General features: G+C 48.2%; 20 protein-coding genes. 16 read left to right on the top strand and 4 right to left on the bottom strand.

Features of this window, described 5'->3' with window-relative positions; all coding sequences use genetic code 11:
- Window positions 1-76 precede the first annotated feature (76 nt).
- On the bottom strand, window positions 77-586 hold the full coding sequence (locus ACKKE8_RS19465) for a Gmad2 immunoglobulin-like domain-containing protein (protein WP_409174501.1): 510 nt from the start codon (window positions 584-586) through the stop codon (window positions 77-79).
- 159 nt (window positions 587-745) lie between these two features.
- On the opposite strand from ACKKE8_RS19465, the gene aspA reads away from it, so the two are divergent.
- Complete coding sequence (gene aspA / locus ACKKE8_RS19460; RefSeq protein ID WP_017249427.1) at window positions 746-2,170, top strand: aspartate ammonia-lyase; 1,425 nt, start codon at window positions 746-748, stop codon at window positions 2,168-2,170.
- Window positions 2,171-2,240: 70 nt separating this feature from the next.
- Here aspA and pdaA read toward each other — a convergent pair whose 3' ends face one another.
- Window positions 2,241-3,026, bottom strand: a complete 786-nt coding sequence (pdaA, locus tag ACKKE8_RS19455) for a delta-lactam-biosynthetic de-N-acetylase (protein ID WP_409174500.1) — start codon at window positions 3,024-3,026, stop codon at window positions 2,241-2,243.
- A gap of 279 nt (window positions 3,027-3,305) precedes the next feature.
- On the opposite strand from pdaA, the gene ACKKE8_RS19450 reads away from it, so the two are divergent.
- The 4 genes from ACKKE8_RS19450 (at window position 3,306) to ACKKE8_RS19435 (ending at window position 10,110) form a co-directional block, all read left to right on the top strand.
- On the top strand, window positions 3,306-3,560 hold the full coding sequence (locus ACKKE8_RS19450) for a DNA primase (protein WP_409174499.1): 255 nt from the start codon (window positions 3,306-3,308) through the stop codon (window positions 3,558-3,560).
- Between the two features lie 100 nt (window positions 3,561-3,660).
- Window positions 3,661-6,933 (top strand): SNF2 helicase associated domain-containing protein, encoded by a 3,273-nt coding sequence (locus ACKKE8_RS19445; protein ID WP_409174498.1) that lies wholly within the window; start codon window positions 3,661-3,663, stop codon window positions 6,931-6,933.
- A gap of 183 nt (window positions 6,934-7,116) precedes the next feature.
- Entirely contained in the window at window positions 7,117-8,928 is a 1,812-nt protein-coding gene (locus ACKKE8_RS19440) for a CotS family spore coat protein (protein WP_409174497.1), read from the top strand.
- A 33-nt stretch (window positions 8,929-8,961) separates the two neighbouring features.
- Window positions 8,962-10,110: a glycosyltransferase family 4 protein gene (locus ACKKE8_RS19435; RefSeq protein WP_409174496.1), complete on the top strand. Its 1,149-nt coding sequence runs from the start codon at window positions 8,962-8,964 to the stop codon at window positions 10,108-10,110.
- A 240-nt stretch (window positions 10,111-10,350) separates the two neighbouring features.
- Here the strand turns inward: ACKKE8_RS19435 and ACKKE8_RS19430 are convergent, their stop codons facing one another.
- Window positions 10,351-10,929, bottom strand: a complete 579-nt coding sequence (locus ACKKE8_RS19430) for a hypothetical protein (protein ID WP_409174495.1) — start codon at window positions 10,927-10,929, stop codon at window positions 10,351-10,353.
- A 176-nt stretch (window positions 10,930-11,105) separates the two neighbouring features.
- Between ACKKE8_RS19430 and ACKKE8_RS19425 the strand changes: the two genes are divergently transcribed.
- Genes ACKKE8_RS19425 through ACKKE8_RS19405 form a run of 5 tightly spaced genes read left to right on the top strand, consistent with a single transcriptional unit; the run spans window position 11,106 to window position 16,129 of the window.
- Window positions 11,106-12,143, top strand: coding sequence for an ABC transporter ATP-binding protein (locus ACKKE8_RS19425; protein ID WP_409174494.1), 1,038 nt, complete (start codon window positions 11,106-11,108; stop codon window positions 12,141-12,143).
- The gene (locus ACKKE8_RS19420) at window positions 12,136-12,762 is read left to right on the top strand and encodes a DUF4129 domain-containing protein (protein ID WP_409174493.1); all 627 of its coding nucleotides are present in this window, start codon (window positions 12,136-12,138) and stop codon (window positions 12,760-12,762) included. The genes ACKKE8_RS19425 and ACKKE8_RS19420 overlap by 8 nt, the downstream gene beginning before the upstream one ends.
- Window positions 12,755-13,879: a DUF4350 domain-containing protein gene (locus ACKKE8_RS19415; protein WP_409174492.1), complete on the top strand. Its 1,125-nt coding sequence runs from the start codon at window positions 12,755-12,757 to the stop codon at window positions 13,877-13,879. The genes ACKKE8_RS19420 and ACKKE8_RS19415 overlap by 8 nt, the downstream gene beginning before the upstream one ends.
- Before the next feature lie 8 nt (window positions 13,880-13,887).
- Complete coding sequence (locus ACKKE8_RS19410; RefSeq protein ID WP_409174491.1) at window positions 13,888-14,808, top strand: AAA family ATPase; 921 nt, start codon at window positions 13,888-13,890, stop codon at window positions 14,806-14,808.
- A complete protein-coding gene (locus tag ACKKE8_RS19405) occupies window positions 14,759-16,129 on the top strand; it encodes a DUF58 domain-containing protein (RefSeq protein WP_409174490.1) in 1,371 nt (456 codons plus the stop codon). Before ACKKE8_RS19410 ends, ACKKE8_RS19405 begins: the two co-directional genes overlap by 50 nt.
- Here the strand turns inward: ACKKE8_RS19405 and ACKKE8_RS19400 are convergent.
- A complete protein-coding gene (locus tag ACKKE8_RS19400) occupies window positions 16,096-17,076 on the bottom strand; it encodes a stage II sporulation protein M (protein WP_409174489.1) in 981 nt (326 codons plus the stop codon). The two genes, ACKKE8_RS19405 and ACKKE8_RS19400, sit on opposite strands and share 34 nt — an antisense overlap.
- Before the next feature lie 77 nt (window positions 17,077-17,153).
- Between ACKKE8_RS19400 and ACKKE8_RS19395 the strand changes: the two genes are divergently transcribed.
- The 6 genes from ACKKE8_RS19395 to ACKKE8_RS19370 all read left to right on the top strand — a co-directional run bounded on the left by ACKKE8_RS19395 (window position 17,154) and on the right by ACKKE8_RS19370 (window position 23,706).
- The gene (locus ACKKE8_RS19395; RefSeq protein ID WP_409174488.1) at window positions 17,154-17,978 is read left to right on the top strand and encodes an RDD family protein; all 825 of its coding nucleotides are present in this window, start codon (window positions 17,154-17,156) and stop codon (window positions 17,976-17,978) included.
- A gap of 137 nt (window positions 17,979-18,115) precedes the next feature.
- Window positions 18,116-18,622, top strand: a complete 507-nt coding sequence (locus ACKKE8_RS19390; protein ID WP_409174487.1) for a hypothetical protein — start codon at window positions 18,116-18,118, stop codon at window positions 18,620-18,622.
- Window positions 18,603-19,682, top strand: a complete 1,080-nt coding sequence (locus ACKKE8_RS19385; protein WP_409174486.1) for a phosphodiester glycosidase family protein — start codon at window positions 18,603-18,605, stop codon at window positions 19,680-19,682. The genes ACKKE8_RS19390 and ACKKE8_RS19385 overlap by 20 nt, the downstream gene beginning before the upstream one ends.
- Window positions 19,683-19,849: 167 nt before the next feature.
- Entirely contained in the window at window positions 19,850-21,883 is a 2,034-nt protein-coding gene (gene ggt, locus ACKKE8_RS19380) for a gamma-glutamyltransferase (RefSeq protein WP_409174485.1), read from the top strand.
- Window positions 21,884-21,911: 28 nt separating this feature from the next.
- The gene (locus ACKKE8_RS19375) at window positions 21,912-22,802 is read left to right on the top strand and encodes an NAD-dependent epimerase/dehydratase family protein (RefSeq protein ID WP_409174484.1); all 891 of its coding nucleotides are present in this window, start codon (window positions 21,912-21,914) and stop codon (window positions 22,800-22,802) included.
- Window positions 22,803-22,884: 82 nt separating this feature from the next.
- Window positions 22,885-23,706, top strand: a complete 822-nt coding sequence (locus ACKKE8_RS19370) for a D-alanyl-D-alanine carboxypeptidase family protein (protein WP_409174483.1) — start codon at window positions 22,885-22,887, stop codon at window positions 23,704-23,706.
- The last annotated feature ends 27 nt before the right edge of the window (window positions 23,707-23,733 follow it).

Below are 23,733 nucleotides of genomic sequence, written 5' to 3'. Positions count from 1 at the left end.
TACTGCTATCTAATAATAGACCCTTTCAATCAGGCCCTCTCTTTCTCATAGAGAGGGTCTGATTTTTTTTCAGGCCTTATTCCGGGAGCGGAATGATGAGTTCCATTCTTCGGCTGCCGTCTTTCATGCTTGTTTCAAACAAGATTAGTGTCAGTGTGCTGTTCGGCTCCGCTTTTTTCACTTTCAGTGTATGAGTAAAATCTCCCCAATCAGGAGCAGCGGTCGTAGCCTGCACGAAACCTTGCGTCAGCTCGTTATGTCCATCTTCTACGACATAATTGAGTACTGCTTCGAACACGCGCGCCTGTCCTTTGATTTCAAACGTGTCTTGGGCGGTTTTCTTCACAGTGACATTGCGGAAAATATCATTGGCGTAGACAGTCTCCTGTTGAGCTGGCTGTTCCGTCGGTGGCTTCTCAGGCGTTGTAGGTGGTTGCGTGGTTGCAGGTGGCTCAGAAGCAGGTGTCTCGGGCTCTGCTGCAACGGGTGGCTTCTGTTGTTCTGTTGGAGTGGAAGGGCTATCTGTGCCACTCGTGCATCCTTGCAGCAAGCCGATCGTCAACAGCAGCAAAAGCAGTTTTTTCATGGTATCCCTCGATTCTGTCTGGTATGAAATGGTACCTACAAATAGTAAGACGTAAAAACAAATAATAGTGTTTCAGGTGGATGGGTCTCCCTGCGTCAAACTGTGGTAGAATGGAGAGGAAGTAGCAACCATTATTCCTAGAAGGCTGGTCTGATAAGAATGGAACAACAGACGTTTCGAGTGGAAAAAGACTTTCTTGGCGAGAAGCAAATTCCAGTAGATGCTTATTATGGCGTGCAAACAATGCGAGCAACGGAAAACTTCCCAATCACCGGGTATCGTCTTCATTTCTCCCTCATCAATGCAATGGCAATGGTAAAAAAAGCAGCTGCGATGGCAAATATGGAAGTTTCCAGATTGAATCCCCGGTTAGGAAATGCGATTGTCGCTGCGGCGGAAGAAATCATGCAAGGAAAATGGCATGATCAATTTATCGTCGATCCGATCCAAGGCGGAGCAGGTACTTCGATCAATATGAATGCCAACGAAGTGATCGCGAACCGCGGTCTTGAGATGCTTGGTGAGAAAAAAGGAGATTATTTCCACTTAAGCCCAAATACACATGTCAACATGTCTCAGTCTACCAATGATGCTTTCCCGACAGCGATTCATATTTCAACACTCACCCTGTTGGAAAAGCTGCTCGTGACGATGGATAAGATGCATGATGCATTTGGCCAAAAAGCAAAAGAATTCGATGATGTCATTAAAATGGGCAGAACGCATTTGCAGGATGCGGTACCGATTCGCTTGGGCCAAGAATTCGAAGCATACCGTCGAGTGCTTGAGCGCGACATCAAGCGTATCAAGCAATCTCGTCAGCATTTGTACGAAGTGAATATGGGAGCGACTGCGGTAGGAACGGGTTTGAATGCTGACCCTCGTTACATTACAACAGTAGTCAAGCATCTTGCAGATATCACAGGCTTCCCGCTGACAGGTGCAGAGCATCTCGTGGATGCTACCCAAAATACAGATGCGTACACAGAAGTATCAGCAGCACTGAAAGTTTGCATGATGAATATGTCTAAAATCGCGAATGACTTGCGTTTGATGGCATCAGGACCTCGAGCTGGACTGGGAGAAATCTCCTTGCCAGCACGCCAGCCAGGCTCCTCGATTATGCCAGGAAAAGTCAATCCTGTTATGGCAGAGCTCATCAACCAAGTAGCGTTTCAGGTCATCGGAAATGACCATACGATTTGTTTGGCATCTGAGGCAGGTCAGCTAGAACTGAACGTTATGGAGCCTGTGCTTGTCTTCAACTTGCTGCAATCGATCAGCATTATGGACAATGCATTCGATGTCTTTACACGTCACTGCTTGGAAGGAATCGAAGCAAACCGCGAGCGCATGAAAGAATACGTGGAAAAAAGCGTAGGCGTCATCACTGCGGTGAACCCTCATCTCGGATATGAGACTGCTGCACGCATTGCCCGTGAAGCCATTTTGACTGGAAAGTCTGTACGTGAGCTGTGCTTGCAACACAATGTACTGACAGAAGAAGAACTGGATCTGATTCTCGATCCATTTGAAATGACTCATCCAGGTATTGCTGGAGCATCCTTGTTGGATCGCGACTAGACCAAAAAGCTCCCGCGCTTTGCACATGCGAAGCAGCGGGAGTTTTTGCTTGCAAAAGAAAGGGCTTGCACTACTTTTTCGGAAGCTGATCCAAGCTCTTGAATTCATAGCCTTGCTTGCGTGCTTCATCGATCATCATCCCGAGAGCCTCTGCATTGTCTTTGGAGACAGAATGGAGCAGAATGACAGCGCCGGGATGTAATTGGGCCATCACGCTATCATAGGCATATTTTGCCCCACGCTGGACTTTGGTATCCCAATCCTTATAGGCGACCGACCAAAAGACATTGGTATAGCCCAAATCTTTGGTTACAGCAAGTGTGCGATCGCTGAAAATTCCTCTGGGAGGTCGCAAGTAACGCATGTTAGCTTGTCCGGTCACTTGCTGGACCGCATCGCTCACTTTCGTCAGTTCATCTTTGATTTTTTGATTCGATACGGTTGTCATATCGGGATGGCTCCAGGAATGGTTGCCAATCAGATGTCCCTCTTGTGCCATTCGCTTTAACAACTCGGGCTGTTCCTTCACAAAGTGCCCTGTCACAAAGAAAATGGCAGGGACTTTTTTCGCGACAAGTGTATCTAAAATCTTTGGCGTAAAGCCGTTTTCATAACCGTTATCAAACGTCAAGTAAAGCTCTTTTTTCGTAGTATCCCCTAAAAAAACCGCACCGTGACGATCCACAATGCCTTTAAAGCCTTCCTCATTGATTGAGGGTAATTGACCATTCTTGCTCTTTTTAAATCCAAAATGGTACGGGTGATCTGGTGAAGCCATAATCGAGTCAACTGGCAAGGCACTCGTAAGCAACAAGCTAATCCCGATCAAAAAGCTTTTGATCCATCGTCTTTTCAAAAATGAGCTCTCCCTTCTGTAGCGAAGTCATGATGTATTTAAGGCGATTCCATCAAAAGTTTGTCCAGTCTACTTCCAAATATGTAAACGGACATCTGCAACAGCGGCTAGGTAGAAGGGCAAGTGAAGCGGTATTCCAAGTTGTGTAAAAATCTTCTCTGGGTAAGGAGACAACTGTCCATACAAGAAAAAGGAACTCTTCATATAGTATCAAAGTCGACAGAAAACTGTTGGCAAATGCTACCAGGTAATCATCTATAGCCAGGAGGTGTACTTAACATGGAAGAATGGTTGGAGCAATTACGTGAGGCCATCGGTGAAGGTGCAGAAGAATTGGAAGTAAAAATCGAATACGAAGATGGTACCACGAAAAAATTGTTCTTCGGCAGTGATGAAGAAGATGAAGAAGATGAAGACGAAGAATCCGATGACGAGGAATCGGATGACGAGGAATCCGAATCCGAAGACGAAGACGAAGACGAAGATGAAGACGAAGACGAAGACGAAGACGAAGACGAAGATGACGACGACTAATCGTTTGTATTTGTTGAAAAAAGATACGCGTACATGCGTATCTTTTTTCTATTGCATTCTGTAATATTAAACATATTTCATGATGAGGATGGAACAGAAAATGAGCTTTCAAGTGAGTCATCAAACGATAAAAGAATGGTGCGGTCGCCTTTCCTATGAAAGAGGAAAGACGTTTTACCGTTCTGGGAACGTGCTTGTGGAGCATTTTCAAAAGGAGCCTGCCTGGATCAAAACGACAGTGAACGCAGGCAAAAATAATTATCAGGTCACCATTGAACTGGATGAGTCTGGTATGGCAGCAGTGTGCAGTTGTCCTACTTTAGCGTCGTACGATCACTACTGCCAACATATCGCAGCCTCGCTGTTAACCTTGCGTGATCTGCAAGTAGACGAGCATCCTGGCAGCTATTCCACTTCCTTTACAACGAGACAAGCAGGCATGACAACCCAGCCTGATTCTCAACTAACAGAGGGCCTGTTCGGTTTGTTCGTGGACCGTCCGATTCGGACAAGCCATAATCGCGTGTTGCTGGATCCACGAGCAACGCTTGCCTTGGAAATCATCTGTAAAATCGTACCGTACGGCTTTCGCAAGAGCATGATCGGAATAGAGCTGAAGCTAGGGCCAAAGAGGTTGTACATCGTTAAGGACATTCGCGACTTTTTAGACCGGGTGGATAAGCAGCAAGTGTATCGTTTCTCTAGCCAATTTACCTATGATCCGAATTTGCATCGCTTTTTGCCAGAGCATGAAGCTATCCTCCGTGAGCTCCTGCAAATTTACCGAACGGAAAAAATATATCGAGAGACAGCAAGCTACCCTTATCAGGAACAGAAGCATGTGGGTGGGGAAAGGGTTCTTCTTGTTCCACCATTTACCTGGGAGCGATTATTTGCTTTGCTCCTTACCGCACCGTCTGTTCACATTCAGCATCATGACCAAATGTATCCAACGTTTGCATGTATAGATGAGCCGCCGCCACTCCACTTCGAATTCGACCAGACAAAAGCCGATCAATATCAGCTGGAAGTCCAAGGATTCAAGCAAATCACGGTCTTGGAAGCTTACGGATTATTGCTCGTAGATGGCAAATGGCACAGACTGCCAAAGGAACAATGCCACAGTTTGGCAGAGCTGAAGCACTTGTTAGAATCTCATAGCAGTGAGCGGATTCACATTCCCGCGGAAAAAATAGAGCCATTCATGGTACAGGTTGTCCCGGCCTTGATGAAACTGGGGAACGTGCAAATTGCAAAGGCCGTCTCGGAACGAGTCGTGCAATTCCAGTTAAAAGCCAAGCTGTATTTGGACAGGATCAGAGACCGGCTGCTGGCGGGACTGGAGTTTCAATATGGCGATATCGTCATCAATCCGCTGGAAGGGTATGAAGGAGGAGGGCAACGTGGCAGTGAGCTGATTCTGATGCGTGACGGGGAGAAGGAGCGGCAGATTTTAGAGCTGATGGAGGAAAGTGCCTTTACGCGAACGGAAGGAGGGTATTTTCTAGATGACGAGGAAGCTGAGTACGACTTCCTTTACCACGTCGTCCCTAAGCTGGAAAAACTGTTGAAGGTATATGCGACAACCACCGTAAAAATCAGGATTCAGCCTCTCCACCTACCACCAAAAGTAAAAGTGGATGTCGATGAGCGAACAAATTGGCTGGATTTTCGCTTTGATATGGATGGGATACCCGAGTCTGAAATCCGAAGTGTTATCCAATCGGTAGAAGAAAAGCGCAGATATCATCGGCTGTCGAATGGAGCGCTTCTGCCGCTTGAGACAAAGGAATTTGAGCAAATCAATCGTTTCCTGGACGAGATGGGCATGCAATTTGCTGAGCAAATGGGAAGTGGTTTTCAACTGCCTGCTTTTCGCGGGCTGCGCTTGCTTGATATACCCATGCAGGGACAGTCTGTTCAGCTAGGCAAATCATTGCGCCAGTTTTTGGAGAATATGCGTAACCCTGATAATCTGGACTTTCCGGTACCCGAATCATTGCAGGCGACCCTTCGAGATTATCAGAAGTTTGGCTATCAATGGATGAAAACACTGGCACACTACGGCTTTGGGGGAATTCTCGCAGACGATATGGGCCTGGGGAAGACATTGCAAAGTATAACCTTTCTTCTGTCTGTTCTGCCCGAAATCCGAGAACAAAAGCTCCCGGCGATTATCGTGGCTCCTGCCTCTCTTTTATACAATTGGCACAATGAAATCAAAAAGTTCGCGCCAAATATCCGTAGCGTTATCGTGGATGGAACGAAGGAAGAGCGAAATCAAATCGTAAATGAGCTGTCACAAATCGATGTGCTCATTACTTCGTATCCGCTCTTGCGTCGTGATCATGCCCAGTTCGAGGAGCATTCCTTCCACACCTTGATCTTGGATGAAGCGCAGACCTTTAAAAACTATGTCACTCAGACAGCCCAGACAGTAAAACGAATAAAAGCCAAGCATCGCTTTGCTCTTACAGGAACACCTGTGGAAAACAGGGTAGAGGAGCTGTGGTCCATCTACGATGCTGTTTTCCCAGAGCTTTTTCCTGCACGAAAGGAATTTCTCGACTTGCCGCGAGAAACGATTGCGAAGCGGACGCGTCCATTTTTATTGCGCAGGCTCAAGACTGAGGTACTGAAGGAATTGCCGGCCAAAATTGAAACACTGCAAAGCGCAAGACTGTTGCCAGAACAGAAAAAGCTATATGTCGCCTATTTGGCGCAGCTCCAACAGGAAACAGTGAAGCATCTGTACAATAAAGGCTTTCAAAAAAATCGGATCAAAATTCTCGCTGGTCTGACGAGACTGCGCCAGATATGTTGTCATCCAGCGCTGTTCGTCAAAGAGTATGACGGAGGGTCAGCCAAGCTCGAACAGCTATTCGAGATTATCGGTGAATGCAAAAATGCTGGGAAGCGCGTTTTGCTCTTTTCTCAATTCACGGAGATGCTAGGGATAATCGGACGCGAATTGGGGTATCACGGTGTCCCGTTTTTCTATCTGGATGGACAGACACCAGTAGCAGAGAGACTAGATTTGTGCAACCGATTTAACGAGGGAGAGCGGGATTTGTTTCTCATGTCTTTGAAAGCTGGGGGAACAGGATTGAATGTGACGGGTGCGGACACTGTAATCTTGTATGATCTGTGGTGGAATCCCGCCGTGGAACAACAGGCAGCTGATCGTGCTCATCGTATCGGACAAAAGAACGTCGTTCAAGTGATCAGGCTTGTTGCAGAGGGAACGGTCGAAGAGAAGATGTACGAGCTGCAACAAAAAAAGAAAAACTTGATCGAGGAAATCATTACACCAGGGCAAGAGGCAATCTCATCTTTAACCGAGCAAGAAATACGCGAATTGCTGATGATTTAACACGAACAGCTTGACTATCGCTACCATGCGAGGAGTCAAGCTGTTTTTTTGCGAGACTTTATCCCTGTGCGAATAACGAATTGGCAGACTCCCAATGATATTTGTCCGGTTCGAGATAAGGACATAGCGAATAGCTTATGGAGAAGGACGAAGGCATCACCTCAGGAGTGTGGGGGGAATGGAATGGAACAATATGTGATTAAGCCATGGGATACCCGAGAAGGGAATGTGGAAACGCCAGCTAACTGGGACTTGACAGTGCCACCGGAAGTAGATGCGATCGCAGATCAAGTGATCAAAGATTACGATATGTCGGTGAAGAGTCGTACGCTCATTACTTCCAAGCCAGACAAAGGCGGGGCTATTTGGCGCATTGAGACAGATAAGGGTCCACGCAGTCTAAAGGTACTGCACCGTACGCCTGAACGCAGTCTCTATAGTGTGGCTTTCCAAGAATACGTCGTCAAACAGGGGGCAAGGGTACCAGCACTGATTCCTGCCCGAAATGGCAGTCTCTATGTGGAAAAAGGCGGGAAACTTTGGATAGTTACCGATTGGATTGCCTTGCAACCGGCAACAAAAGTAGATTTGGTAGGCGCGCAAGAGCTTTGCTACGGTCTTGGTGAATTCCATCGTCATTCGAAAGGCTATGTTCCGCCCGCAGGAGCCAAAAACTCTTCCCGTTTATATCGTTGGCCCAATCATTATCAAAAGATTGCCAAAAAAATCGGGTGGATGCGGGAAGTAGCAAAAGCCTACAGTGAAACCCCGGCAAGTAAATCTATTTTGGCCGTCGTCGATCACTATGAACAGCAAGCATGGGCAGCCTTCGAGAAACTAAAAACATCTGCCTATCCGAAAATGATCAAAATGGGAGAGGCGCACTGGGGATTGGTGCACCAAGATTACGGCTGGTCAAATGGTCAAAATGGTCCGGGAGGGCTTTGGGTCATCGACCTGGATGGCGTGTCGTACGATTTGCCATTTCGGGATTTGCGCAAGCTCATCACCAGTACGATGGATGATATGGGTGTATGGGATGTCACCTGGATGCGCGGCATGATCGAAGCCTATCATAAGGCGAATCCACTGGATCGCGAATCGTTTGAAGTGCTCTTAAATGACATGGCGGTGCCAAACGAATTTTATAAGCACCTCAAAGAGATGTTTTATGATCCCGAAATCTTTTTGTCGACGGAAGCAGAAGGCATTCTGCAGCGAGTTTTGACGGGGGATAAAACGAAAGATGCGGCATTGGCAGAGCTCGCGAAAGACATCAGCAAATACGAACCGGGCAACTATGACCAAATAACGGAAGTGGTTGAACCGCAAAGGTTGGCATCAGGAATCAAGGAATTCTTACCTGTTGCGGTGTCCGCACCAGCAACGGAGGCTTTGACCGAGGAACCGAAAGACAAAAAGTCTACTAAGATCAAGGTGTCTAAGGATAAAGAGTCAAAGGTCAAGGGATCCAAAGACAAAGAGTCCAAAGTCAAGGAGCCTGCACGCGATCAGGTAGCCACTTCACTTCCGACTTCCGAGCAAACACCAGTTAAATCGAAAGAAAGCCAGCAAAAAGGGGCAGAGGCAGAACAAAGCAGCACTACCCGCAGAACTCGAATCGCATTTTCGGGAAATGTTCCTTTTACGCCATCAGCGCCATTCGTTACAACAGAACCACGAAAACTCGTTGGTCGAAATAAAAAGCGGGTAATAAGCTCTGCTGTCTCGAAAAGCAACAGCAAAAAGTCAAGTAAGCCTCAAGGCAAAGTAAAAGTCTCTATCAACGTAAAGGCCAAATCACCACAAGCAAAACCCGCAAGTCAAGCAGAGAAAAACAAAAAAGGAACTGTGTGGACATCTAAACAGCAGTCCCGGACCGTCACTTCGAACAAGAGCAAGAAGGTTGCCAAGTCGGCGAAACCAAGCCGTAAATTCATCAACAATCAGTTGAAGAAGCAGCGTCAAAAATCAAAGAAGACGAGAGGCAACTAATGTAAGAAGTCGGAACGGGAAAGGAGAATACGGATGAAAGTTATTATGGTCTGTACAGAAAAATTGCCAGTCCCTCCTATACGAGGGGGAGCGATTCAGACTTATATTGCAGGGATTGCAGATATTCTAGGGAGGCATCATGAGCTGACGATCCTGGGAACGTCGGATCCCACGCTACCGAAGGATGAAATGGTTCGCAATGCGCGTTATGTGCGGGTAGATGGTCAAGGTGTGTTCGAGATCTATGCGCGCGAAGTAGCCGCTTTTCTGAGTGCGAACAACTATGATGTCATCCATGTTTTTAACCGACCACGGATGGTTCCCATCATTCGTGAGGTATGTCCGAACGCACGTATCATTCTAAGTATGCACAATGATATGTTTGATCCGGCAAAAATAGGGCAGGCAGAAGCTGCTAGAGCCGTTGCTGAAACAGAAAGCATCATCACCATCAGTGATTATGTCGGCCGGGTCATTGCCTCGCTGTATCCCGAAGCCGCAAACAAGCTTCGCACGATTTATTCAGGTGTGAACTTGGAAACGTTCGTTCCCGTGGAAGGATCCAAAACGGCGCAAAAGATTCGTCAGGAACTGCGGGCGACGCACAATCTTGGCAACAAACAAGTGATCTTGTTTGTAGGACGATTGACGCCGAAAAAAGGAGCCGACATTCTGGTTCGCGCGATGAATGAACTCCGCTCCTACCATTCCAACATCGCTCTCGTCTTGGTTGGAGGGTCCTGGTACGGAGAAAATAAAATCAGTGACTATGCAGCATATGTACGCTCATTAGCGAATCGTTCGCCTGTTCCGGTTATTACAACGGGATTTGTTCCGGCAGATCAGATTCACCACTGGTTCTGGGCGGGAGACGTTTTTGTCTGTCCTTCGCAATGGGAGGAACCACTGGCACGTGTCCATTATGAAGCGATGGCTGCCGGTCTGCCCTTCGTCACGACGAAGCGGGGTGGAAATGCAGAGGTGATCATCGGAGGCAATGGACTGTTGGTCGAGCAGCCGGAGGACCCTCAAGCGTTTGCTGTACAGCTGAAACAACTATTGTCCAGCCGCGATCTCCAACGTCAAATGGGGAGAAGCGGACGCCAGCTTGCCGAACAAAGATTTACATGGGATCGAGTCGCAAGAGATGTATTAGACGTATGGAACAACAGGGGTAGGTAAAACCAAAAAGTGAATGCTAGCAGCCCACTTCCCTAAGAGAGATCGGAGAAGTGGGCGTTTACTCATTCCTTCGGGACGAAAGAGTCGTGCAATGCCCTGCTAGAATGGACAGGCTTGTCTGAACAAAGGGCTTGTCCCACATGCGTTCGTACAAAATGGGGAGAAGATGTGGGGAATCTACTGCACACAGACTCCCCGCATCTTCAGGTAAAGCTAAAGCTTCGTAGAATATCAGCTTGTTCAAGTGGGTTCTGCATTTGGAATAATCGCAACGATGTGGGTGATAGGAATAAGGATAGAGACTCCGTTTGTACGTGAGGAGGTTAAGGTCTGTAACTCAATGATTCCTTCGTCCACTCTAAGAAGCTTGCCGACTCGATAAGAACGACTCTCAGGTCCCCAATCCTTCGTCAGTAAGACCTCTACAAGTTGATCGTTTCTCATGCATTTGCTGAGTTCTTGACGAAGCCCTTCTATACATGCTTGATCCGCTGATTCTTCCGTTTCGACATCTACCTTCACGACTGGTGCCGGGATGACGATTGGCTTTGGAGCTTCTACTTGTACAACAGGAGCTTCTACTTGTACAACAGGTGCCTCTACTTGTACAACGGGCGCTTCTACTTGTACAACAGGTGCTTCTACTTGTGGAATGGGGGTGGTCACATTCACTTGAGGAGCACGTACGTGGATACGCACAAAACGGCGTAGTTTCCTGAGCAGACTATTGGATTTGCGTTTGGTAGAGCGCTTCTTGCAGCGGCAGCGGGCTTGCTTTGCTTTTAGCTTCTTCTTTCTCAATGCTTTCAAAGGCAACACCCTCCTTACTATGCATGCAATATCATATTCAGCGGGGTGGCGACCGCATTGGACTAACACCTGATTTGACAAAATCAGGCAGGAAAACATTAGCAAAATTAGATGATTTTTTTAAAAAAACAGGAAAATCGTGTATACTTATCAGGTAATCTCAAAAAGAAAGATGGAGGTTTCTCATGAATCGTACGCCGATTGCCCCCATGGGAGTGGGGAAGCTGTTGGACAAGAGCTTTTCTGTGTATCGCCAGCATTTTGGAGCATTCTTTTTGTTGGCTTTAATTTGGTTCGGTCCATTGTTACTCCTGCAGCAACTGCTTTTGGTTGATCTGACCAGAGTGCCTTTGCTCGCACAAGATACAGAAGGTATGGACTTTGCAGAATCGTTAGGCGCAAGATTTGCCGGACAAGAAGAATTTATGACACAAAGCCTTCCGATGCTGCTCATATTCCTATTCCTTGTCGCACCAATCCTTTTGATCATCGCTTATCCGCAAATGATTTCCGGTTCGATTTTACTGACGAAGGCTGCTCTCGAGGGAGAGACCTTGAGCTTAAAAGATGCCTTGAAGGGGGCACTTCGTCGATTTTGGCCGCTTGCGGGCAGTACTTTCCTTTATGGAGTAATCGCGTTTGCAGTGTCGACAGCATTTGTCATCGTATATGGATTGATTTTCGTTATGATCGCCTTCGCCGGTGGAATGACATTAGAAACCATGTTTGATCCGTCAGATGAAGGCAGTATTGTGCTTATGATCGTTTTAGTTTTATTTGGCTATTTATTCTTAATTGCTGGGATGATGCTCGTACCGGGCTTTTTCTTGATTCGTTGGGGTTTTTATATGCCGCTCGTTCTTTTCGAACGCGATGGTGTCGGAATCGGTCATAGCTGGAATTTGACAAAAGGAAACTTTTGGCGTTTATTCGGTCTTTTTGTTGTTCTCAGTGTAATCTACTCAATGTTCTCTAGCGGCATGCAACTAGTACTCACTGGCGTCTTAGGTACATCTATCCTCGCGCAAATTATTCTGGTTGCACTTAGCTGCCTCTTGAGCCCTTGGATGGCCATTGTTTACGCTTTGGCTTACTTTGATCTGCGCGTGAGAAAAGATGGGACAGATTTACAAGAGCTAGTAAGCCGTCAGCTTGCCACATCTGCACCAGTAGAACCAGCAACTCCTACCCCTTCACAAGAGCCGGGAGTTACACATGATTAGCACGAGTCCTTGGGTAGATGACAAGGAGCATTTACAAGAGATTCTAGCCAGAGACGAGTTCCATTTGCCCCAAAGCAGTGGAGAGAACTGGATTCAAAGAGCGATGGAGTTTGTGATCGAGTTGCTCGCCGATCTGTTTCAGTGGACTAATATTCCAACTGGTGCGGCTAATACCGTATCTACACTCGTGCTCATTATGGCAGTACTGGCACTGGTCGGCGTCATTTACTGGTTGTTCCGCAGAATGATTTGGGTGCAGAAGAAGCAGCGACCGCTGTTTATGGACGGTGAAAAAATACGTTCTCATGCAGACTATTTGCGTGATGCGAAAGAAAAGGCAGCGCGAGGAGAATGGCGGGAAGGAGAACGCTCGTTGTTTTTGGCGTTGTTGGTTTATATGCAAATGAAGTCATGGGTTCGTGTGGAGAAATGGAAAACGAATTGGGAATACGCAGAAGAAATTGAGGCAAATCAACCGAGCTTACGCGATGTGTTCGGCAGCTTCGCACGAGAATTCGACGCTGTTTGGTACGGGCAAGCACTTGTTGATGAAGGGTCGTTCTGGCAGCGTGTAAACGAACTGGAAGGCATCTGGCGCGAGGAGGGACAGCATGGATAGTTTGCGCACCTATCGTGTCGGAATAGTTGTGGCTACCTTGTTGCTTGTCATCGTGGGCTGGTTGATCGTAAAACCTACAGCTGAGCCTCTCCCACCGTACTTGGCTTCGTCTGCACAGCCGAGCGGAATCAAGGCTGTGCTTGTACTCCTGGAGGAAAAAGGCAAGCAGGTAAAGGAATGGCGGCAGCCTATGCGTTTTTTACCAACAGCAACTGGGCAGGCCATGCTCGTAGTAGAGCCGGAAAGACTGATGCCAGAGGAACAGATAGACATTCTGGATTGGGTCAGTGAAGGTAATGACCTGATTCTCTTTCAATCGAGACCAGAGTGGGAAGACCTTCCCTTTTATACGGAGTACATCCGGGATAAAGAAAATCAGGAGCGAAACATTCAGGGACCTCTCGTCCAGGGAGGGTTCATGGGCAAAGCAGAGACCTCATTGAGATTTTTAGAAGATGAGGACATGGAGCCACTTCTCTACGACGATCAGGGGATACTCGGGGGAAGAACAGAAGTGGGAGAAGGCAGTGTCACGTTTTTTCTCGTACCGGAATGGCTAACCAATCAAAAAATTGATCGACTGTCCCACTTTGAAGCGATCTGGCCGTATGTACAAGGAGATTGGTCCGTCCTTTGGGTAGACGAATACCATCACGGCTTGCAGGAAAAACCAGGGTTTTTGGCGATCTACCCGGGCTGGCTCATAGCCACCTGCATTCAACTCGGTATCTTGCTTTTGCTGTATGTGTGGTGGAGAGGAAAACGTTTCGGACCGGTCTATACGCTTAGGGAATGGACGGTGCGCCGTGGTGATGAGACGTTGCTCGCCGTGTCTAGCTGGTATGAGCGAAGAGGACTGGCACAGGATGCGTTGCGCCATCGAGAAGCGTACATGCGACAGCTGTTGTACGATCGATGGGGAGTGCACCAACGGGCTGATCGTGTGGAAATCGTACGATATGCCAAAACAAGATGGACAAATCAAGAGGTAGACAAATTCGCTTATCTGCTGGAACGACTGGAACAGGCAAGAAACGAAGGGAGATACTCGCCGAAGAGCTTGCTTGCAGACAGCCTCTTGCTGGATGAGATTACGAAGCGTCTGGAGAAGGAGTGACAACTACCGTGGAGCAATTATTGCAACAAATGGAAAAAGAGCTGGTTGGTCAGCGGCAAAATGTTCGGTTACTGCTAACAGCTTTGGTTGCCGGCGGACACGTTTTGCTGGAAGGTGTACCTGGTATCGGAAAGACGAAAATGGTAAGGACCTTATCGGAATTGATGGGGGGCGTGAGCAAGCGCGTCCAGTTTACGCCTGATATGATGCCATCGGACATTATTGGTCATGTGGTGTTCAATATGCAGCAGAACCAGTTTGAGACAATCAAAGGCCCTGTTTTCGCTAACTTATTGCTGGCGGACGAGATCAACCGAACTCCCCCGAAAACCCAAGCGGCCCTTTTAGAAGCAATGGAGGAAGGGCAAGTGACGATTCATGGTGTCACTTATCCTTTGCCAGATCCGTTTTTCGTCGTCGCTACGCAAAACCCGGTGGAGTACGAGGGAACGTATGTGTTGCCGGAGGCTCAGCTCGATCGCTTTTTGTTCAAGCTAACGATGTCGTATCCTTCCCATGAAAATGAAAAGCAAATCCTCGCCAAACATATTCCCAACAAGCGCAGCCACGAGCGTAATCAAGAGCCGCTCTTTGCATGGGAGGCGATTTTGGAGAAGCGACGCCAATTAGAAGAAGTGGTTGTGGATGATTCGATTTTGGAGTACATAACGACACTGATTCGCAATACACGAGAAACGAAACGATTGCTCTTAGGTGCCAGCTCTCGTGCCGGAATCGCCGTGTTGATGGCGAGCAAAGCCTGGGCACTTTTGGACAATCGCAAGTTTGTGACGCCTGATGACGTGAAGATGGTGGCCCGCCCTGCATTGCGGCACCGACTCATACTGTCACCGCAGGTAGAATTGGAGGGGGGTACCAGTGACCACATCATCGAAGAGACGCTGGCGGCTATTCCAGTTCCTCGCTGATTTTTTGGCAGACCGTTTTGTCTTGCCATCCAAGCGGCTGCTTGTGGCAGTTTTGCTAGGCACACCCATCGCGATTGTCGGATTTGTACTGGAGATTGGCTATTCGACATTCCTTTTGTACAATGGTTTACTCCTGATCGCTAGCATCTTGGATTGGATTACCATCCCCAAACGCCGAGACTTGTCGATCCAGCGAATCTTGCCTGAGCAGACGGACATCGGACAATCGTTTTTGATCGAGCTTGAGCTGGCGAACAGAAGCGGGCAATCCGTTGCGTACTCCATCGTGGATGATCTTCCACTGTCATTTGAAGAAGCAGGACCGGTCACGGGTGTGATGGAGCAACCATTCACCAACATAAGTTATGAAACAAGAGGAAAAGAACGCGGAGAGTACGTGTTCCGCTGGCTTTACATGCGGTGGCATGGCAAGCTCGGCTTGTGGTATCGCCAAAGCCGCTTTGCGTGTGAACAAACAATCAAGGTATACCCCGACCTTTCAGCCGTTCGTGGCTATTTGGCTTCGTTGCAGGAGAGCCTGATCGTCGACGGGAAAAAAATCATGCGCAGGGCGAAAGCGGGTACGGAATTCCATGCGATCCGCGAATATGTGCCTGACGATGATCCTCGGATGATTAACTGGTCTGCTTCAGCGCGCTCCCGACGTCTGATGACGAATCAATATCGACCAGAGCATGGCAAGGTGATTACCATTCTGATCGATTGCGGCAGGTTGATGGGCGTCGAGCTGGATAACCAGACGAGACTGGATCGATCGCTGGAGTCTGCGCTCACATTAGCGGCAGTGGCATTGCGTCAAGGAGATCAGGTAGCGCTACTAGCCTATTCGCATGAGATCAAGACGTACATACCTCCAGGCAGAGGGCTGCGCCACTTGCACACCCTTTTGGAGGCAACCTACAACCTGACGAGTGATTTTGTAGAGGCTGATCCGGCGAAGGCGCTTGAATTTTTGAATCGCCAGCAGAAGAGAAGGAGCTTGGTGGTTCTTTTTTCAGATATGGAAAACTACCTCGTCGAAGATCAGTTGAGCCATTATTTGTGGCGGATGCGCCGTTCGCATTTGCTCTTGCTGCTGTCTTTGGCAGATCCGCTTCTGCATGATTGGAGTCATATAGACACGAGCAACAGCAGCTTGGCGTTTACGAAGGCGGTAGCTCAGCGGTTCCAGCTCGATCGCAGGGCGTTTCAACAAAAAATGATCGGCGCGGGTATCCAGGTACTGGACGTTCCGGCCGATCAATTGACACTGACGGTTATCAATACTTATTTAGATATCAAATCAAGAGAAGCTTTGTGAGAATCGGGTCTGTATCCGAGGAGATACCAGGCGATCAGCAAAAGCAATGTGCCGATAGCTACGATGTACTTGGCTTCGAGTGAGAGACTCGATGGAGTAATATAGCCCTCGATGATTCCCGCGATGAACAAGAGTGGGATGGTAGCCAATAGTAGATGCGCAGATTCTTTTGCTGCCTCCAGAAATTGATATCTTCGTGCGTAGCGGCCGGGCACAAGCAGGCGGTACCCCATGTGAAGACCTGCTCCGCCAGCAATGAAGATGGCGGTGAGCTCGATCACGCCGTGTGGCAAAATGTAGGCCCAAAACGCATAGCTGCTATCTGCTTGATAGTATACCGCTGCCAAAGCTCCAACCAGAAGGCCATTGAATAAGAGAAGGTAGATGGGGACGATTCCGAATGTAATTCCACTGACAAAGGCCAGCATCGCAACTTTGATGTTGTTGGTCATAATCATCGTGGAGATGACCGGATTGTCGAGAGAGTCGTGCCCTTCTCCCAGCCTGGATGGATCGATCTGCTCAGCCATCCCTTGTGGCAATACATAATACAGGTTGAGTGGATCGACCATAACGGCGGCAAAGCCAGAAATACCACCGATGATGAAGAGAAGCGCTGCCACACCAATGAAGCTCATTCGCTTATGTACGAGACCCATCAAGTAGCTGCCAAAGAAATGCTTGAGCTGCTGCCAGCTGCCGATTCGCTGCTTGTAAGCCAAATTATGTGCACGTAAGACGAGTTGATTTAAGTAAAGGGTGATCTCGTCTGCAGGATGGTAGGAGCGTACATAGGCCAAATGAGCAGATGTTTTCTTATATAGTTGTGTCAGGCGATCAATATCGGTAGCACTGATGTGCCGAGGTTGTCGGGTAAAACGCTCCACTAATTGTTCCAGTTCGGCCCAAGAGGCTTTATGCTTGTGCCAAAACGAGGTAATATCCATGTATAATGCCTCCTTCATTAGCGCGTGCTTCAAACTCGAAAAAACCTCAAAGTTTCGAGGGGGGGAAGAAAAATATCATGAATGAACCGACATACGTCAGTGGGTCAAATCGAGAAGCGTCTGTCGTGACACCCGAGCATGTTATGCTGCGATTTCAGACGGCAGGTCTAGGCAGCCGAGCCACTGCGATGCTGATTGATACAGGAATCTTGCTCCTGGTTAATCTTACTGTATTTATTTTGTTTGGTATAGTTTTATTTGGAAAAGAAGAGGATTTTTTCCTGGATGATGACAACTACACGATAGCCATCGTTCTCCTGGTTACCTTCATCGTGAACTTTGGCTACTTTTGGCTACTGGAAGCATTCTGGGGCGGACAAACCGTTGGCAAAAAGCTGGTGGGAATCCGGGTCATCCGTGATAACGGACAGCCTGCGACGTTTGTTTCCTCGACGATCCGGAATCTATTTCGCATCATTGACGCAATGCCAACTGGTTATTTTCTCGGGGCGCTCGTATGCTTTTTCCACCCCCGTGATAAGCGAATTGGCGATATGGTAGCGGGCACGATTGTCGTGGTGGAGTCAGGGCAGCGATCGACTCTTTTTCAGAAAAAGAAAGACAAACAGCCAAACGGCTTTGATTTGAATCATGCGCTACTCGTGCTTGATGAGCGCCAAAAACAGGCGATTACCCGAGAGGACTGGCAGTTGCTTTCCTCCTTCATCAGCAGATCATCCTCTTTATCTCATGCGAAAAAATATGAACTCGGGAATCAAATTGCCAGCATCATGCGCAAAAAATTAGAGCTTGTTGACGAACAGACCACCAAGGAGGACCCGATCCTGTTTTTGCAAAGACTGCACAATCAGCTGCAAAGCGAATTTCGACTCCGAAAATAAAGCGAGGTACCGCCAAATAAATGGCGGTATTTTCTTTTCTCGACGTATTTTTCCATTATTCAGCAAAATGCTGCTTCAAAAACTTTCTATGTTATAATGAAACCTCACTCTAAGTCACAGAAAGGAGGAGGGAGCCGATGGACGACAAATACATGGGAGCGTCATCGACTTCGTCACCCACACTGCCACTCCCGGCAAACGGGAAGCAGAAAGGAAGACGCAGAAGAGGCAGCCTTTTTCAGGCATTGATTCCCTCCCAGACAGAAGGTAAGCGTCCTTTACTACCGATCGTTTTGGCCGTTCTGGTCTGGGTAGGACTAGCCTACGCTGGATATGCCTTTGCTGTTTATACGTTGGACAAGCAGCAGCAATTTGTGAACCAACGAATTGATCAAATTCAAGAAGATAATCAAAAGCAGATGAAGGCATTGGGAGAGCAATTGACTCTGGTGCAAGAAGAAATGCAAAATGTCCAGAAGGGTCTGGGAAATCTGGAAGAAGATCTGGCATTGACGGGTGAAACCATTGGTGGCACTAACAAGACCAAAGAAGCCCTGCAGGATCGGGTTGACCAGCTCAACAAACAGCTGGTTGATTTGAAAGCATCTCTGAAAAAATTGGAGGATGCTGCCCGTGCTTGGTAAGATAAACCGTTTCTTTCTCTTTCTGTTGGCGCCTGCTCTCGGTTTTTTGGTCGCTTTTGCGCTGGACAATCCAGGGGACAAGCTCCAGGCAGAAGGCCTAAAGCTTCCTTCTGCCGTAGCGAAGAGCCAAGCAGATGAGCTGGGGGAACGGCTCAATGACACCAAGGCGCAGCTTCGAAACGTAGAATTCGTCATTGAAGACATCAGGGATCGCTCGAAAAAGGAACAGAAAGAATACGAGCAACAAAACAAGAGCATCAGCAGCGCACTTGAAGCGAGCAAATCCCAGACTCAAAAATCTGCGGATGTATTGGACACGATTTTGTCCAACATGCTTGGCAAGCCGATCGGTCAACACTTCGGGAAAAACTCGACAGTGAAAGTCTATTCCTTGCAAGAAGGCGGATACCGCGGTTATATGGCCAAAGTTCGCCTCAATGATCCGAACGCGTTGAAAATGGTGCTGGCCAACAACTCTGTGAAAAGTAAAGGAGAAACGACAAGTCAAGCTGGTAAGCGTACAGGAGCCATTCTTGCGATCAATGCAGGCGGCTATATGGCGGACAAGCAGGGCAATTTGACTCCGTTAGGCATTACGGTTGTTGATGGCAAGATTCGAACCTTTTCCAATAATGCGAAGCTGAGCTTTGTCGGTTTCAACAACAAAGGTCATCTGGTCGGAACAAGCATCAAGACGCAAGCGCAAATCACGCAACAAGGGATATTGCAGGGAGCGAGCTTTTTGCCGCGTCTCTTGCAGGACGGCAAGCGATTGCCAATTCCTCGTGAATGGGCGAATGCGCGTCAACCACGAACACTGATCGGCCATTTCGACAACGGCGATTTGCTGCTAATTGTCATTGATGGAAGACGAGATGGCTGGAGTAATGGTGTTACGCTGGAGGAAGCGCAAAGAAAGCTGCAAGAGTGGCATGTCGTGGATGCCTATAACCTCGACGGCGGCGGCTCCAGTGCGTTTTATTACAATGGCAAGCGGTTGAACAAGCCTTCTGGCGGCAAAGAACGACGCGTGGTGAGCAATTTGGTCATCATGCCATAAGCAAAAATCGCAACACTCTTCTGTGAAGACGAAAAGTCTTGCTGCAGAAGAGTGTTTTTTTCTGTAGAGAAAAGTTTGCCTAGGCAACTGACAATGTGGGTTGACCTTAAAAAATGCTGAAAATTATAATAATAGGAGAAGTAATGAAATGGAATAGGAGGGATCGCATGAAAAAAGGGATGTTGGTTGCCCTCACGATTGTTTCTGTGCTTTCGTTTCCTCATTTTGCTGTGGGAAAAGTCCCAGGTGTGCCAGCAGGTGTCCAAGGAGCTACAAAAGGAATTGTCGCGGTCTCTCATCCAGCAGCGGCGCAGGTCGGTAGAGATATCTTGGCAAAGGGCGGCAATGCGATTGACGCTGCGGCTGGGATCCAATTTGCTCTGAATGTGGCAGAACCGTATATGTCCGGTATCGGCGGCGGTGGATTCATGATGATTTATGTGAAGGATCAAAACAAAGTGACGGTGATAGATAGTCGGGAAGTGGCGCCTGCCAAGGTGACTCCCACTATGTTTTTGCAGGCAGATGGAACGCCGATCCCATTTGAGGAGAGACATACGAGCGGTCAGGCCGTAGGTGTCCCAGGGACATTGCTGGGTGTAGAGCAGGCGCTGGAATCGTATGGGACATGGGACTTGGGAAAAGTGATAGAACCGTCGATTGAACTGGCGGAAAAAGGAGTTCGCGTCAACTGGGTGTCCGCTCAATTTATTGCCAATTCCATGGAAAAGCTGAAAAAGCACGGGACGGCAGCACAGGTGTTTGCGCCAAACGGCGTTCCGCTCAAAGAAGGCGAGATGCTGGTTCAGCCCCAATTGGCGAAAACGTTGAAGATTATACGAGACAAAGGCTCAGATGCCTTGTATGAAGGGGAAATTGGCAAAGCCCTCGTCGAGGAAGTACAAAGAGCGGGTGGCACCATGACACTCGATGATTTGCAGGCGTATCAAGTAAAAGAGCGTGAACCGGTCCGCGGCATGTATCGCGGATATGAAGTGATTTCGATGGCACCACCCAGCTCTGGCGGCTTGACACTCATTCAGATTTTGAAGCTGATGGAAGGCTACGATAACAAAAAGGACGGAATCGGGTCGGTAGCCTATTTGCATCATCTGATCGAAGCCAACCACCTCGCTTATGCAGATCGGGCGGCGTATATGGCGGACGAGGACTTGTATCCGGTACCGAAAAAGGGGCTGATTGCGGACGAATACATCAAGGAACGGCGTCAGCTCATTCGTGAAGAAACCGCGAATGCCAATATAGTAGCGGGCGACCCTTGGAAGTACGATCCTGGCAAAAAGCCAGAGGTGTCCATGAAACTGAGAGATCAATCTCCGGTCAAGCAGACCACTCACTTCTCTGTGATGGACAAATGGGGGAATATCGTTGCGTATACGACGACCATTGAAGATATTTTTGGCAGCGGTGTGATGGTTCCTGGTTACGGCTTCATGCTCAATAATGAACTTACAGATTTTGACGCGATTCCTGGCGGTGTCAATCAGGTCGAGCCCGGCAAGCGTCCGCGTTCGAGCATGACGCCAACCATGGTGCTAAAAGACGGGAAGCCTTTTTTAGCGATTGGCTCACCTGGTGGCTCCACGATTATCGCCTCCGTATCGCAGACGATTCTCAATGTGATCGATCATGGATTGGAAATTGAGGATGCTATCCGTGCACCACGGATTTTTTCTAGCAGCTATCCGAATGTAACGTGGGAAGCGGGCATTGACCAAGATGTCATCCTGCAATTGATGGCTAAAGGTCACGTCTTTGCTGAGGAACCGACGAACATTGGCAACGTCCAAGCGATTGTGTACGATTTTGAAACGGGAAAAATGTACGGCGGAGCGGATAACACACGCGAGGGCACTGTACTCGGGGTCGATGCCATTGCGTATACGGCTGCTCAGCCAATCCAGTCGCCAAAAGAAAAAGAAGGCCCCTTTGATTTACGAGTAAACGGCAATGTCTACCCATATACAGCAGAGCAAAAAGTGATGATAGATGGAGTAGCGTATGTTCACGCCAACAAGTTGCTGTTAGGGTTGGGACAAAAAGTGACGTCTTTCCAGTCTGATGTGGTCATGGTGAAGGGAATTCCTTACTTGCCTGTCAAAAAAGTTGGCGAGAAGCTGGGTTATTCGGTCATGTGGAAAGAAGGAGAGCGGTCCATCGAATTGAATAGCAAAAAGTAGGCTGATCGAGGAAAGGATGTAGCAAAAAATGAAGAAGGTACTTGTACTCGGAGGAACGCGATTTTTTGGAAAGCGATTGGTCCAGCTTCTCGTTGAAGCTGGGGCAGACGTTACGGTGGCAACGAGGGGGCTTGCTCAAGTAGAGTTGCCTGCCTCTGTCAAAAGAATGACGCTTGATCGCGATGACATCCATTCACTAGCGGTTGCAGGGGAAGAGCAGTGGGACGTGGTTTACGATAACATCTGTTATTCCTCCCTAAATGCAATGGATGCGTGTAAGGTTTTTCGGGGGAAAGTGGGTACGTACGTTTTGACCTCTACCTTGTCCGTCTACGATTATGTAGAGGAACCACTACAAGAAGAAGCATTTGATCCATACACGTATGAAATCGACCGGAAAACGAGAGACGAGACGACCTATCAAGAGGGCAAACGTCAAGCAGAAGCCGTCTTTTTTCAGGAGAAGGCCTTCCCTGTCGTAGCTGTTCGTTTTCCAATTGTACTGGCGGAAGACGATTACACACGCCGGCTATGGTTTCATATTGAGCATGTACAACAGGAGCGGCCGATTGGTATTACGAATCCCGCTGCCCGGATGTGCTTCATACACGCACAGGAAGCAGCTCAATTTTTGGCATGGGTGGCGACAACGTCCAGCACAGGGCCCGTGAATGTGTGCTCGGATGGGACTGTTTCGCTTGCTGAGCTGATGGAGATGATTGCGCAAACAGTCGGAAAGCCTGCCCGAATCGAGCCAACGACAGATCCTTCTGATGCTTCTCCCTTTGGATTTGCAGCATCCTTTTACATGGATAACGGTAAGGCAAAGGCCGCGGGCTTCCCATTTTGGTCGCTGGATGAATGGTTGCCGGTGCTTGTCAAAAACTTAAATGAGGAATATACCTCCGAAAAAGCGTGACCTATCTACCTTTTCTTTCGTAGTACTCCATGGTAAGGTAGAGCAGAACATATGTGTCTGTAAGGAACCAGGAGGATCGATCATGAACAAAAATCGCACCAGCAGCCTTGCGATCGTCGCAGCACTATCAGTAGCACTACTCAGTGGATGTGAACCTCCCTCATTAAGTGGATTGTTATCCAGCGAGTCGAATGGACAGTCCGCGGGTGAGGGAACGCAGTCAACGACAGTTGAACCAACTAACGAGGAGACAGCACGTCCCCAACGGGCATCTCTCGCAGAGACGATAAAAGAAGTGGATGGTGTGCCGACCGTTACGAACGCAACAGATCTCTCGGTTGTCGTAAATAAACAGCGGGCATTACCTGGCGACTATATTCCACCGGATTTGGTAGAGCCGAATGTGCCGTTTCCTTTTGATGAAAAAGTGGAGAAGCGATTGCTGAGAGCAGAAGCCGCGCAAGCATTAGAAGAACTGTTTGCCAAAGCAAAGACAGAAGGTATTGAACTGTATGCCGTTTCTGGCTACCGTTCGTATAAGACCCAAAAATCGCTGTATGAAACATATGTAAGGACACAAGGTGCTGAACATGCCGCTGCCTACAGTGCCGTACCTGGAAAGAGCGAGCATCAGACTGGCTTGGCTATGGATGTGTCCGGATATGATGCAAGTACACGCTTGGAAGAGTCATTTAGTGAGACACCTGAGGGAATATGGCTGGCAGCCAACTGTGCAGACTTTGGGTTCGTCATTCGTTATTTGAAGGGCAAGGAAGATACGACTGGATATGCGTATGAGCCTTGGCATTTGCGTTATGTGGGGAAGGAAATGGCGAAAGAAATTATGGCAGGTGGCCTTACTTTAGAGGAGTATTTTTCTGAAGCGGCAATTGCCCACAAATAACGCCATCGAAAACGAAAAGAGCCGCCC

The organism is Brevibacillus fortis (assembly GCF_046196545.1).
Lineage (GTDB): Bacteria > Bacillota > Bacilli > Brevibacillales > Brevibacillaceae > Brevibacillus > Brevibacillus fortis_A.
The sequence above is the reverse complement of the archived record's forward strand: the minus strand, read 5'-3'. Positions and strand labels throughout refer to the sequence as shown.